The sequence below is a fragment of the Cellvibrio mixtus subsp. mixtus J3-8 genome (assembly GCF_000766945.1).
GTDB classification, from domain to species: Bacteria; Pseudomonadota; Gammaproteobacteria; order Pseudomonadales; family Cellvibrionaceae; genus Cellvibrio; species Cellvibrio mixtus_A.
The window spans coordinates 105,694-118,267 of record NZ_KN266211.1 but is presented as its reverse complement, the minus strand read 5'-3'; the positions used below and the strand labels follow the sequence as shown (position 1 = coordinate 118,267).

9 protein-coding genes are annotated in these 12,574 nt (G+C 47.0%); 3 read left to right on the top strand and 6 right to left on the bottom strand.

Annotation, left to right across the window (positions count from 1 at the left end):
* The first annotated feature begins 31 nt into the window (after positions 1 to 31).
* Together A596_RS16710 and A596_RS16705 are read left to right on the top strand one after the other, a co-directional pair.
* Positions 32 to 1,750 carry a bifunctional protein-serine/threonine kinase/phosphatase gene (locus tag A596_RS16710; protein WP_039916885.1) on the top strand — a complete coding sequence of 573 codons (1,719 nt, stop codon included), beginning with the start codon at positions 32 to 34 and terminating at the stop codon, positions 1,748 to 1,750.
* Positions 1,751 to 1,902: 152 nt separating this feature from the next.
* Complete coding sequence (locus tag A596_RS16705; RefSeq protein ID WP_039916882.1) at positions 1,903 to 3,324, top strand: response regulator; 1,422 nt, start codon at positions 1,903 to 1,905, stop codon at positions 3,322 to 3,324.
* Between the two features lie 91 nt (positions 3,325 to 3,415).
* Here the strand turns inward: A596_RS16705 and A596_RS16700 are convergent, their stop codons facing one another.
* Together A596_RS16700 and A596_RS16695 are read right to left on the bottom strand one after the other, a co-directional pair.
* Positions 3,416 to 4,177, bottom strand: coding sequence for a hypothetical protein (locus tag A596_RS16700; protein ID WP_052417612.1), 762 nt, complete (start codon positions 4,175 to 4,177; stop codon positions 3,416 to 3,418).
* A 43-nt stretch (positions 4,178 to 4,220) separates the two neighbouring features.
* Entirely contained in the window at positions 4,221 to 5,681 is a 1,461-nt protein-coding gene (locus A596_RS16695) for a metallophosphoesterase family protein (RefSeq protein ID WP_052417611.1), read from the bottom strand.
* 179 nt (positions 5,682 to 5,860) lie between these two features.
* Here A596_RS16695 and A596_RS16690 point away from each other — a divergent pair, with 179 nt between their 5' ends.
* Complete coding sequence (locus tag A596_RS16690) at positions 5,861 to 7,195, top strand: GGDEF domain-containing protein (protein ID WP_039916881.1); 1,335 nt, start codon at positions 5,861 to 5,863, stop codon at positions 7,193 to 7,195.
* 100 nt (positions 7,196 to 7,295) lie between these two features.
* Here A596_RS16690 and aga27 read toward each other — a convergent pair whose 3' ends face one another.
* The 4 genes from aga27 to mgp130 all read right to left on the bottom strand — a co-directional run bounded on the left by aga27 (position 7,296) and on the right by mgp130 (position 12,480).
* Positions 7,296 to 8,510 (bottom strand): alpha-galactosidase Aga27, encoded by a 1,215-nt coding sequence (gene aga27, locus A596_RS16685; RefSeq protein ID WP_084128505.1) that lies wholly within the window; start codon positions 8,508 to 8,510, stop codon positions 7,296 to 7,298.
* A 125-nt stretch (positions 8,511 to 8,635) separates the two neighbouring features.
* Entirely contained in the window at positions 8,636 to 9,976 is a 1,341-nt protein-coding gene (locus A596_RS16680; RefSeq protein WP_039916879.1) for a glycoside hydrolase 5 family protein, read from the bottom strand.
* 100 nt (positions 9,977 to 10,076) lie between these two features.
* Positions 10,077 to 11,294: an AGE family epimerase/isomerase gene (locus tag A596_RS16675; protein ID WP_039916876.1), complete on the bottom strand. Its 1,218-nt coding sequence runs from the start codon at positions 11,292 to 11,294 to the stop codon at positions 10,077 to 10,079.
* 4 nt (positions 11,295 to 11,298) lie between these two features.
* Positions 11,299 to 12,480 (bottom strand): 4-O-beta-d-mannosyl-d-glucose phosphorylase Mgp130, encoded by a 1,182-nt coding sequence (mgp130, locus tag A596_RS16670; protein ID WP_039916875.1) that lies wholly within the window; start codon positions 12,478 to 12,480, stop codon positions 11,299 to 11,301.
* Positions 12,481 to 12,574: the final 94 nt, after the last annotated feature.

Below are 12,574 nucleotides of genomic sequence, written 5' to 3'. Positions count from 1 at the left end.
TTGCACATGCCCGCAATCAAAGACAATTAATATGGATCACCTGCAATCAGTCCTGCAAATTTCCTTCGCGCAAAAAAGCGACGCGGGCCGCAAGCCGGAAAATCAGGACACTGTGGGTGCACGCATTCCCGAAGGAAATCTACTAACCACCAAAGGTATCGCCGTTGCTATCGCCGATGGTGTCAGCAGCAGCAAAGCCGCACGCGAGGCCAGCCAAACTGCCATCGCCGGATTCCTTAGCGATTACTACGCAACACCGGATACCTGGCGCACCCAACAATCAGCCATGCGCGTGATCCAGAGTTTGAATTCCAGTTTGTGGGGGCGCAGCCAGAATTCCATTTATGGTGAGGGTTATCTCACCACTTTTTCGGCGTTAATTTTAAAAGGTGATAGCGGATTTATTTTTCATGTGGGCGATACTCGCGTGTATCGCCTGCGCGACAACAATCTCGAATTACTTACCCGCGACCACGCCCAACGCATCGATAAACACACCACCCATTTGAGCCGCGCCATGGGGGCAGATCCTTACCTGGAAGTGGATATGCACAGCCTGGAATTGCAGCGCGGTGATATTTTTATTTTAACCAGCGATGGTATCCACGAAGCCATTCCCGCTCAGGAATTCAGAACCTTCATCGCCAATCATCGCAACAACCTGGATGAACTGGTCAACGAATCGCTTTCGCTCGCACTGCAACATAGCAGCGAAGACAATTTAAGCATTCAGGCCTTGCGTGTAGAAAACCTGGGTATGACGGGGCAGGATGACGCAGTGCAAGTATTATCGCGCTTGCCATTTCCGCCGGTATTGTCACCGGGTCAAAGCCTGGATGGTTTGCGTATTAAAAAAATTATGCACGAATCGACACGCAGCCAGGTATACCTCGTCGACGATGAAAAAAATAATTTGTTGGTGATGAAAACACCATCAGAACTTTATCAGGATGACAAAGCGTTTATTGAACGGTTTGTGATGGAAGCCTGGATCGGCGCGCGTATTCACAGCCCGGCGGTGGTGCGCGTTATTCCCGCGCCGGAAGCGCGTTCCTGCTTGTATTACCTTACCGAATACATTCCCGGCCCGACACTCACACAATTATTAAAAGAGCGCGGTATTTTATCGATCCTGGATGCTGTTGAACTCACCGAAGGTTTAATTCGCGGCATACGCGCATTCCATCGCAAGGAAACCCTGCACCAGGATATCAAGCCGGACAATATCGTGATCAGCGGCAAAGGACCGGTGATTGTCGATTTTGGTTCTTGTTGGGTCGCCGGTGTGCAAGAAGCGGGGGTGCCATTCACGCGCGACAATATTCTGGGTACGCTCGATTATTCCGCCCCCGAATATCGTTACGGCGGCAGTGCCAGCGACGCATCGGACCAATTTTCGCTTGCAGTACTGTGCTATGAAATGCTCACTGGCAAATTGCCTTACGGCAACGCCTATAGCAAAGCCATGGATTTAAAAAGCTTCCAGAAGCTCACCTACATCTCCGCCATGAAACACAATCCGCTGGTGCCTTACTGGTTGGATAAAGCGCTGGAAAAGGCCCTGAGTATCAACCCAGCCCATCGTTATGAAGCCCTGAGTGAATGGCAACAGGATTTAAAACGCCCCAACCCTGATTGGCTCAGCCCACGCGCACAGCCTTTAATGGATAGCCACCCTGATAAAGTCTGGAAATTCCTCGCTATCACCGGATGGATTGCGGCAGCTATCGCATTTTTCTCACGCGGTTAGGAAAATCGGCGAAAACCCTGGCCGGGTTGTGATTTGGGTTGCCCACTGGCACCCAATTCTTTGGTATCCTTTTGCACAAATAACGATCATCAGACCAATAACATCATCACCATAATAATCGCCACCAATAATACCGACTGCGGGACCCGACCATGGCTAATAAACGCGCCCTGATTGTTGACGATTCGACAACTGCCCAATACCGCCTCAAAAAAATGTTGCGCCGCTATCCGCTGGATATAGACGTCGCCGACTCCGGTGAGGCCGCTTTGCGCTACCTGGCCCACAATGTCCCCGATGTGATTTTTATGGATCACACCATGTCGGGCATGGACGGCTTTCGCGCATTGCAAATTATTAAATCCCACCCTGAAACCGCGATGGTGCCGGTCATCATGTACACCGCCCAAAGTGGCGATGTGTACACCAGCCAGGCGCGTGCACTGGGTGCGCTGGATGTCGTAAGCAAAGACACTATTAATGCCACTGATTTATCCAAGGTGATGGAAGCGATCCATATTTATCAAGGTGAACAGACGGATGCGCGCACCGATCAAATTGAAAGTGCAGAATTAATTGCCGCCGCAAATAAAGTGACAGACATTAATACTCATCGCATAGAGCGCCGTGCACCTAATCCCGCCACGTTGGAACAAGCCCGCAACCTGGAATTGCGCTTGAGCCATATGGAACACACACTGGAAGATAACCGTCGTTTTATTACCTCGCGTGTCGTGCGGGAGCTGCAGGGTTTGCGCAAAAATTTGCGCGAAGAACTCAATGATATTTTGCATCAACAACAAGCAGCAGTTGCACCAACGGCATTGCCAGCACCGGAAACGGAACAATCTGCCAAAAAAGACAATACGGGATGGTCAATCACCACCACATTGGTTTCTATCGCTGCATTATTAGTAATTGCTTATTTTTTAGTACAAATAAGCCAGCAGTTAAACCAGAGTACGCAAGTGCAGGAACAATTGGGCAAGCAGTTACAGGATGTTTCTACCAGGGTAAATCGCGAACCGGAATTAATTTCCCCGGCAATGCAAAACGCAGGTATTGGCACACAGCCACCGCTCACAATCACCAGGAGTAATGATTTTATTACCGATCTCGCCTGGACATTTAACCAAAGCGGCACGCTTGCGTTCAAACAAAATACTATTGATCCAAAACCGGTATTGCGTTTGCACGAGTTATTACACCGGATTGCCAGCAATGGTTTTAAAGGTACAGCGACCATCACTATTTTTGTGGGTAACTTTTGTGTATCGATAGATAATATGGGTATGGCCCAACTCGCTAAACCCGAGGGCACACTCGGTGACTGCATGCTCTCCAGCGAAATTTATATGCTGGAGCGCGTTATGGATGAGTACACGCGCGAAACCAATGCAGTGCTCAGCAATTTAACCCGCCCGGTAAATTCCACCTTGCGCATTATTGTCAATGCTGCTGAAGGGCCGGATTCCTATCCGGAGCGCATTCCCACGGTGAGTGCGCGCGACTGGAATACTATTGCACAAAACAATAACCGGATTGAATTGGTATTAACGCCGGATGAAGAATAGTTCCACACAGGCTAATAAAAAATATTTTTCCTATTAATAAAAAAGCCAGCACTGTTGCTGGCTTTTTTGTTGCACCATTCGATATCGTCAATTAATGCTCATCAATATCGTACATATGGTCAATCACGTAACGCGCTTTTGGCAGCAAACCATTTTGCTGGGTTTTACTGTAATAGTCTTGCCAATATTTCACGCCACTCCAAAATGTTTCCGGGGTAGATAAATTGACGTTTACACCGGGAGCAAGATCAAAATTATTCGCACTGAAAATTTGATTCAACATCATCGCTGATGGAAAACCAATCTGCTGAACCAGCGGGTTGGCCGCATTACCTGCGCCCCAGACAAATGCAAGCCACGGCAAGATATTTTCCACCGCGTCGTAACTGACACGCGATATTTTATATTCACTGAGTGAACTGAGGATTTTATGTTGCGCTACAGGAATCGCCAGCAACGCGAGGTTTGGATAATCAGGTAATTTATTGACCGGCACTTCAACCAAACCATTGCGCGCCGGCGCATAAGATTCAAACGCCGGCTGGAACAAGGGCAGGTTATAAAATTTTGCAGTTGAAAAATTTCCTTTCCCGACTTTGAGTAACGCGCAATCGGACCAAAACGATGGCAGCATATCGCCGCGCAAAGGGGATTGCGCCACGCGAATACGAAATGACGCTATATCCTTATCGCCTGCCAGCACAACAAAACTCCAATGAGTAGCATCATCCAGTGCAAAACTTTCATAGGCACGCTTTAACCATTGCGCATTGGTTTCTTTATCGCGCTCCAGTTTTTCTATGTCACTTTTTACGCGCGACGTTGATAATGTAGAGAGTGTTTGTTTGATCATTATCCTTTCCTCGGGAGATAGCTGAAATTAGTGAAGGCGCCAGTTAAAAACCCAGCAATTTAAAAGGGCCTTGAGTCGATGAATGGGTGCGCCGCTTTTTTTCATCAGGGTCGGTACAAATATAATCCACACTGAACTCAAGCCCACCGGCAATAGCGTGAAAGCGCAGCAATGCCACATGGTCGCCCTGCTGCTGATGCATGGTAACCAGATTAAGATTACCCATCTTGATTCCCGCTAAATCACAGGGTGTGTCGGGATGTCTGGGAAATGGTTTTGCATCGCCGAAAATAGTGCGCCATGCATTTTCTAATTCATTTTTCTGATCGCTAAATACAGTATCGATAAGGCGTGAAGGCGAGGCGATAACTTCATAAAGTAATTTTTTCCCTTTTTGGTTGGCGCCTTCAACAATACGCCCCCAATGTACATCGCCAGTGATATAGATCACCGGGATTTCATATTCAAAGAGTGTTGTTAAGGCGCGGGTCAGTAGTGAAAAATCTTTATAGTTAGGCATTTCCATATCGGCCAGCTTACGCGCCCAGCGCCCCGGTTCTTCTATCAGGAGCGCCTGGCCGGAACTCAATAACCCGACAGCTGCCTGATTATTTTTTTTGCGTGCAATCAAATCTTGCATCCATTGTTCAATAGCTGCATGGGTTGCATCGCTAAACATCTGTTCGCCCACTGCATCGCGCCGGGTGCGACCATCGAGGAATAACATGCTCAGCGGTTCAATATCCTGCCGGAAAAAACCATTCGCTTGCGCCGGCGACATTTGGTAGCGCTCGAACAATCGTTGCGCAAGCTCTTGCCAATTTGCGCGATCCTGATCACCGTGGGTATTACCCAACTGCACTTGGGGGAGCGGAAAATTATTCCAAAACTCATGATCATCCGGCACGCATAAAACCGGGCCATGGCTGAGCACATGGGCCAGGCCGGGCTGGCCCAGTGAGGTGGAAAACCAGTTGGCGTAATATTTTTTTCCCAATGCCTGTGCCAGGCGTTTTTTATTGTCCGGTAAATTTTGTTGCGACGGTAAATCGAGATAAACCTGATCGCCGGCAAGATATGTGAAATCGGGAAGGGGTTTAATGGCACGGATAAACCCGGCAAGTGCGCGACTTTTATCATTGGGCTGGTAATAACATGATGATAACAACAGATTAAAACTTTCCGTTGCTTTTGCCGGTAAACGCACGGGCGGACGGCGACTGCTCAACGTGGTTTTCAAGTTCGCAACACACACCGTAATGTGAAAACGCTCGTTAGTCTCCGGCCATTGCAGCCTGAACAGTGCACGGTGATTCAACGGTTTACCGCGCGCATCGCAGACTTCATCACCCAACGGTTCAAAGCCGGGAAGCAAAAGTTCCGCGCTGACCGGATTACCAAAAATCTCAAATGTCACAGGCGGTGGCGGATATGCCTCCACAATTCCTACCCAAACCAATAATTCATCAGGCTGGCCAATGGGGTTGTAAGCAAAAAGCTGCACCGGGTTTCTCCCTTGAAAGAGGTGTAGACCAAACCCGCACTATAAACGAAATCGCGCGGTAGTTACTGTTATTTACTGTTACCACGCCATGGCGAAACCGTTTTCGAAAACGGGTGGGGTATGCGTTTAAAACTGAAGGGATGGTCTACACTTGTGGGTATCCGAATCTGGAGCCACTAATGCAAATAACAACAACACAGTCATCGCTGATTCCCCTTTATCGGCTGATCATAATTTCCACCCTGCTGGCGTTGCTGGCCGTGCTTGCATATTTTGTTTTACCAGAAAAAAAAGAGCGCATCTTGCCCGCTGCCACAAGCCAATCCCATTTATTTTTTGATGCGCAAAACGGTGGCAAAATCCACGCGCAATGGGTGGACCAGGATAGCTACCATTTTATCTGTAATGCGGCTGATGGTGGTATCGAATTACCCTATTGCGGTTTGAGCATTAATTTCCAGCAAGCTTCAACCAACCTTGATTACTCCCAATACCAACGCATGGAATTAAAAATCAATTACCAGGGGAATAACCAGCGCCTGCGTTTTAAAATGCACAGCTTCCGGCCAGCATTATCCAACGATAAATTCCGCGAAACATTGAGGGGCCTTGAAGTGAGTTTCCTCGCGACAGAAACCAGCACGCCGGTAGTTATTGATAACCATGGCTGGGGCGCTACCAACGATTATATTTTTTCCAATACATCAACGCCGGCCATTGCCGAAAAAAATAAAACGGCAGCAAACAATACCATTGATATTGGTATTGACTTGGTCCCCCCGATTGTCGCTGGCGAACATAGAATCCAGTTGGAATATATTGATGTGTATGACGAGTTACTGCCTGCTGATGTGTGGTATCTCGGCGTGGCAATTATCTGGCTTACGTCGAACCTGTTATTTATCGCGCGGCATTTAATTGCACAGGAGCGGCGTATTCGCAATGACTCGCAACGATTATCCACGCTCGCGCACTATTCAAACGATTTGCAACAAGAGTCGCAACACTACAAATTATTATCCAATACCGATGCGCTTACCGGCGCACTCAACCGCAATGGCTTTGCCACCGAAATGAGCCAGCGCAGCCCCAACGGGAAAATGCTGCCTAACACTACATTGATGATTATTGACCTGGATAATTTCAAGCGAATTAACGACAGACGTGGCCACGACGCTGGTGATGCAGTGTTGCGCGAAACCGCGCAAGTGATCCATAAGAACACACGCACGACTGACCGTTTTATTCGCTGGGGCGGGGAGGAATTTATTTTATTTTGTGAAAACACAAACGCCCAGCAAGCATTGGTAATCGCAGAAAAAATTCGCGCGGCAATCGAAGCGATGAGCGTGGTACATCATGAAGACATCATTTCTGTCACCGTAAGCATGGGCTTGGGCGTTGCTGTTGCACAGGAAAATTTTGATGATCTTTTTCACCGTACAGACCAGGCACTCTATCGGGCCAAACACATGGGGCGAAATTGCGTAGTGCTTTCTAATAGCTCAACGTAATACTGATGGATATGAAAAACATTGTTGGATAAAAAAACGGAGTTATGCTTCATTTACAAAAAAACCGGCAGCGCCGGTTTTTTTTAATCATCGCGAACACTTACTGCGGCGTTAAACGCAATACCACCACACCGTGCGCGGGAATTTTGGTGGCAAATTTTTCGGCGGTAGAACCTTTACCGCCATTCCAGATGTCGCGCCAGTTAAATTTTTTCTTATCGAAAAAAATCTCGTGTTTGAACAGATCGTCTTTCATGTAATGGAAAGCCCAGTCCAGGGTGTAATCGCGCGCGACGTCATCGCGGTTCAGGAACAGGAATGCAAATTCGCCTTTGTCCAATGCCTTCACGTAAATTTCAATATCGCCGTCGTCAATCCACTTCATAGCCTGGACGCCAAGCTTGTCCTGGTTGATTGCCAGCATGTCTTTGTTAGTGAGGATTTTTTTGGTGGCCTCACTCATGCTGCGCAAATCATTGCCGGTAATTAATGGTGACGCCATCATTGCCCATAAAGAAAAGTGTGAGCGGTCTTCATCTTCCGTCATCCCATTGCCTACTTCCATCATATCCATATCATTCCAGTGGCCAGGCCCTGCGAACTTACGTAAACCGGCTTGTTTGTCGAGGATTGGCAACACACCCCATGATGACCAGGAACCATGGTTGTGTTCGCAATTCCAGCACGGATAAATATCGCCGGTGGTGCGCCAGGAATGACCGACATCTTTGGCCCAATCCCACGGCTTGTTATCACCCCATTCGCAAATGCTGAATAAAATCGGACGACCGGCTTTGTGCAATGCATCGCGCATGGTTGAATATGCAGAAATTGGATTGATATCTTTGGTATCACACCAATCGTATTTCACATAATCAATACCCCAGCTCGCGTAAGTAATTGCGTCCTGGTATTCGTGGCCGCGACTGCCCGGACGGCCCGCACAAGTCGTATTACCCGCGTCAGAATAAATACCGAGTTTCAAACCTTTTTTGTGAACATAATCTGCCAGCGCTTTTATGCCGGAAGGGAAATGTTTTTTATCGGCCTGGATAAAACCATTTTTATCGCGCTCACCGTGCCAGCAATCATCAATATTAATATATTCATAACCCGCGTCTTTCATACCCGACGACACCATCGCATCGGCCATTTCACGAATCATGTTTTCATCCACGTTACAACCAAAAGTATTCCAGCTGTTCCAACCTAATTGTGGCGTTTTGGCAAGCTGCTCAAATTTTTGCGCATGTGCATGCGCGCCTAGCAATAACGAGCCGATAACGCCAAGATAGATAAATAATTTTTTTGTCATGGGTGGGTACCTGTTGTCATTTTTTATAAATACTTATTGGATATTACTAATCATATAAATTAATGGATTTTCAAAAAAAACTGCAATTCACATTGCAGTTTTTTACTTTTTTATTTCGACCCGGGTTATTTATTCAAGCGTTGAATTTTAGTATTAAACGCTTTAATGATCGCAATGGTCGATGCATCTGAATCATAAATGCCATACATACCTTGCTCTTCTTGCGGCGGATCGCCCATCAAATCATCACCTTCCTGCCACCAATAATTTGCGCGCGTAGTACGTGCGCTGCCGTTCCAGGCCCAGAAGTTATAACCGGCGATAGGCTCACCTTTTTGCATGGGTTCCCAGAGCACATCAAACACTTGCTGATAAAATTGATCGCGCACCTTGGTCGTCGTTTTAATATCGTAAGCACCAGCATCGCGATCGAGGCCAAACTCTTCCAACACAATCGGTTTACCAATTTTTTTGGCAATAGCAATATGGGATTTTAAATAATCCTCACCCTTAGCCCAACCTGCATCCCAAGTGCCGGCAAAATTGTTTTTGTCGATCCAGCCCCAATTGCGAATCCACATGTGATAAGTCAGGTAATCAACATGTTTGCCGGAATGCGCGTCGATAAAAAGTTTTTCATCCCTCACTGAACCCATTACGCCTTCACTCCCAGTACTCACTAAATGATGGGGATCGAGTTCTTTGATGTATGCAGTGATGCCATTAATCCAATCGACATAAATTTGTTTTTCTTGCGCAGTAGTACTGTTATTGCCGGGGCGTGGTTCATTAGCTAATTGCCAGGACATAATCGCGGCATCATCCGCATAGGCTTTGCCATTCACAGTATTCACGCGGGTGATAATTTTTTTAACGGTTTTACGGAATTCTTCCTGCGCTTTTGCACTTTGGTAAAAGCTGGCAGAGCGCGCCATAAAACCTTCCCAGTCTTTGGTGACGTTGGGATCTTGCATCGGCTTGCCATCAACCCAGCTCATGTACTGGCTCATACCGCCCGACCATTGCCAGTAATTATTTAAATAGAGCACTACAGTCATATCGCGTTTGGCGACTTCAGCCAGTAAATAATCGAGGCCCTTTAATAATTCTTCATCGTAATTGCCAAAGCCGTTAGTGGTTGCAGGTTTTACAACCGAATTGATATCACTTTTTTCTGATACCGCCAGCACGCGTAGATTATTTACACCCAAGGCTTTCAGGTTGTCCAACTCTTTTGCCAGGCGCGCGCGATTCCCCACTTGCGTAGTAGCTCCCAAATAACCGGCGTACCACATGTTGGTTCCAGCGATGTAATAAGGCTTGCCCGATTTTTCAAATTGAGTGCCTTTTACTTTTACAAAATCTTGCGTCGGCACCGCTTTTGGTGCATTGGTGGAACATCCCGCAAAACAGCAGCAAAGCGAAAATAGCAACGCAAAAGCGCCAATGTATTTTATTTTTTTCATACGAGTCACCCGTTGTTAGTGCTTTTAATTATTTTCCAAACAAAAAAACAACAACCGTTGGCTAACAACTGTCGTTTTTCGCAAAAACCAGCCGGCACTATCACGCTATTTTTTGTAAATAACGGATTGCTTCAAGCATCGCGCGCCCGTTGTGATAAGGGCATTTCCAAAAACCGACTTTGTAATGTGGATCACCATTCGCCGTCTGCAAACGGGACAACCAAAACCATTCACCATTGTTATGGTCAATTTGATAGGTTTTAATAAATTCCCAGGCATTTTTTGCCGCCTCAAAATAACGCGCATCACCAGTGGTGGCATAGGCGTAGAGGAATCCGACCAACGCTTCCGCCTGAACCCACCAAACGGTATCGGCATTTACCGTTTTTGTAGCGAAGTCATAAGAATCCAACACCTGCCCCTGCTCGCCAATCCCTTCGTTCAAGGTGACGTCTGCCACCTTGATCAAGGTGGGCGTCAGGGATTTGGTGTAACTCTCATCACCCAGAGATTCCAATGCTTGCGCGATCAACCAGCTGGCTTCGATATCATGGCCGTAGGTATAACCGGGAGAAAAATCATTCCACTCCAGATCCATAAACATACGCAGGTGATGCGTATTCTTATCGATCATGTATTTATCAAACATCTCAATGTTGTAACGCAGTGCCGCTTTTACTTCAGGGCGCGCATCCACTTTGTATAAACGCGTGTAGGCTTCAAGGATATGCAAATGCGTGTTTTGCGATTTGGGATAATTCAAATCTTTTTCACTCAAACGCAAATCATCAATCAAGCCCCACTCGCGTGTAAATGCTTCCAGATAACCTTCGCGCTCACGGTCAATACCGTGCTGTTCAATTAATGCAAAACAGGATTGGGCTAACTCTAATGCCTGTCCATCTTGCGATAATTGGTAGTAGGCACACAGTGCGTAAATCGTAAACGCCTGGGCATAAATTTGTTTTTTGGTGTTGATCGGTTTGCCGGTTGAATCCAGTTCCCAATACACACCTCCAAATTCATTATCGACAAAATGTGCGGCGATATAATCGTAGGCGCGCCGGGCGCAACGACGATAGTCCGGGTTGTCAACTGCCAACGCCACTTCGCTGAAAAACCAGAGAATGCGCGCGTTTAAAATAATACCTTTGCTCGCATTGTTTACCGGCTGGTTATCCACTGCGATTTCACCGTAAAAACCGCCTTGCGCCTGATCAGGTGAGTGTTTCACCCACCAGTCAGCAATCGCAATTAATTCCGCATGAAATTCTTGCGGCAAAGGGGCAAAACGCGCGGGCAATACCACTGCATTCATGCGTTTACACCAGGTCCTTAAGCACGTTCAAATTTGCGCTGATCAATTCATTACGCACCGCAACAGACGCGGCAGAACGCAATCCGTCTTCCGGTGTGTTTTTGCAGTAATCAATTAACTTTTCTACCGTACTTGTTGCTACATGCATACGCGTGTCTGACGAAGCGTAATAAATAAATACTTCATTTTTTTCATTCACAATCCAACCGTTTGAGAACGCCACGTTGGAAACATCGCCCACCCGCTCTGCGCCATGCGGTGCAATAAAATGACCCGCCGGGCGATGGGTGATAACCCAGGGGCGCTCCAGTTCAGTCATGAACATATACAGCGTATAACGCAAACCAGCGGCGGTATTACGTACGCCATGCGCTAAATGCAACCAGCCTTCCGCGGTTTTAATCGGTGCAGGGCCCTGGCCATTTTTGACTTCTTTGATGGTGTGATAAATTTTTGGATCAACAATCACTTCCGATTTTACTTCAGCGTTGGTCATGGTTTCGGTTAACCCCCAACCCACACCGCCACCGCCACCTACGCTAATAAAGCCATCTTGCGGGCGAGTGTACAGGCCGTATTTGCCATCGATAAATTCCGGATGCAACACCACATTGCGCTGCTGGCCTGAATAAGTAATTAAATCCGGCAAGCGCTCCCAGGTTTTTAAATCTTTAGTACGTGCGATACCGCATTGCGCTTCAGCGGCAGAGGTATCTTCCGGGCGCGTTAAATCTTTGCGCTCGGTGCAAAACAAACCGTAAATCCAGCCGTCTTCGTGCGCCGTTAAACGCATATCATAAACATTGGTATCAGGACGATCAGTTTCCGGCAGGGTAATCGGGTAATCCCAAAAACGGAAATTGTCGATGCCGTTGGGGCTTTCAGCGATTGCAAAAAAAGATTTGCGATCAACGCCTTCAACACGCACCGCTAAAATATATTTACCATTCCAATAAATCGCACCGGAATTAAATGCGGCATTAACCCCCTGGCGCTCCATTAAAAATGGATTGGTTTTTTCATTTAAATCGTAGCGCCAGAAAATAGGGGCATGATCGGCAGTGAGAATCGGGTTTTCATAGCAATCGTAAATTCCGTTACCGTTTGCTCTCTTGTTATTTTTTTTGCCCACCAAGGCTTCATGTTGCTGCAACAACGCTTTGGCTTGTTCTTTAAAGCTGCTCATATTGTTTACTCCAATGAGTCAAATAATGGTCGCCCGATATGCATGTTTGGACATGCTTTTTACGTAATCGATTACACCGGTAATTATTTTTTTG

What these genes read in the sequence shown, in the direction of transcription:
- A596_RS16710 (WP_039916885.1), top strand. Translation starts at nt 32, where the DNA reads ATGGATCACCTGCAATCAGTCCTGCAAATTTCCTTCGCGCAAAAAAGC.
- mgp130 (WP_039916875.1), bottom strand. Translation starts at nt 12,480, where the DNA reads ATGAGCAGCTTTAAAGAACAAGCCAAAGCGTTGTTGCAGCAACATGAA.
- A596_RS16705 (WP_039916882.1), top strand. Translation starts at nt 1,903, where the DNA reads ATGGCTAATAAACGCGCCCTGATTGTTGACGATTCGACAACTGCCCAA.
- aga27 (WP_084128505.1), bottom strand. Translation starts at nt 8,510, where the DNA reads ATGACAAAAAAATTATTTATCTATCTTGGCGTTATCGGCTCGTTATTG.
- A596_RS16675 (WP_039916876.1), bottom strand. Translation starts at nt 11,294, where the DNA reads ATGAATGCAGTGGTATTGCCCGCGCGTTTTGCCCCTTTGCCGCAAGAA.
- A596_RS16700 (WP_052417612.1), bottom strand. Translation starts at nt 4,177, where the DNA reads ATGATCAAACAAACACTCTCTACATTATCAACGTCGCGCGTAAAAAGT.
- A596_RS16680 (WP_039916879.1), bottom strand. Translation starts at nt 9,976, where the DNA reads ATGAAAAAAATAAAATACATTGGCGCTTTTGCGTTGCTATTTTCGCTT.
- A596_RS16690 (WP_039916881.1), top strand. Translation starts at nt 5,861, where the DNA reads ATGCAAATAACAACAACACAGTCATCGCTGATTCCCCTTTATCGGCTG.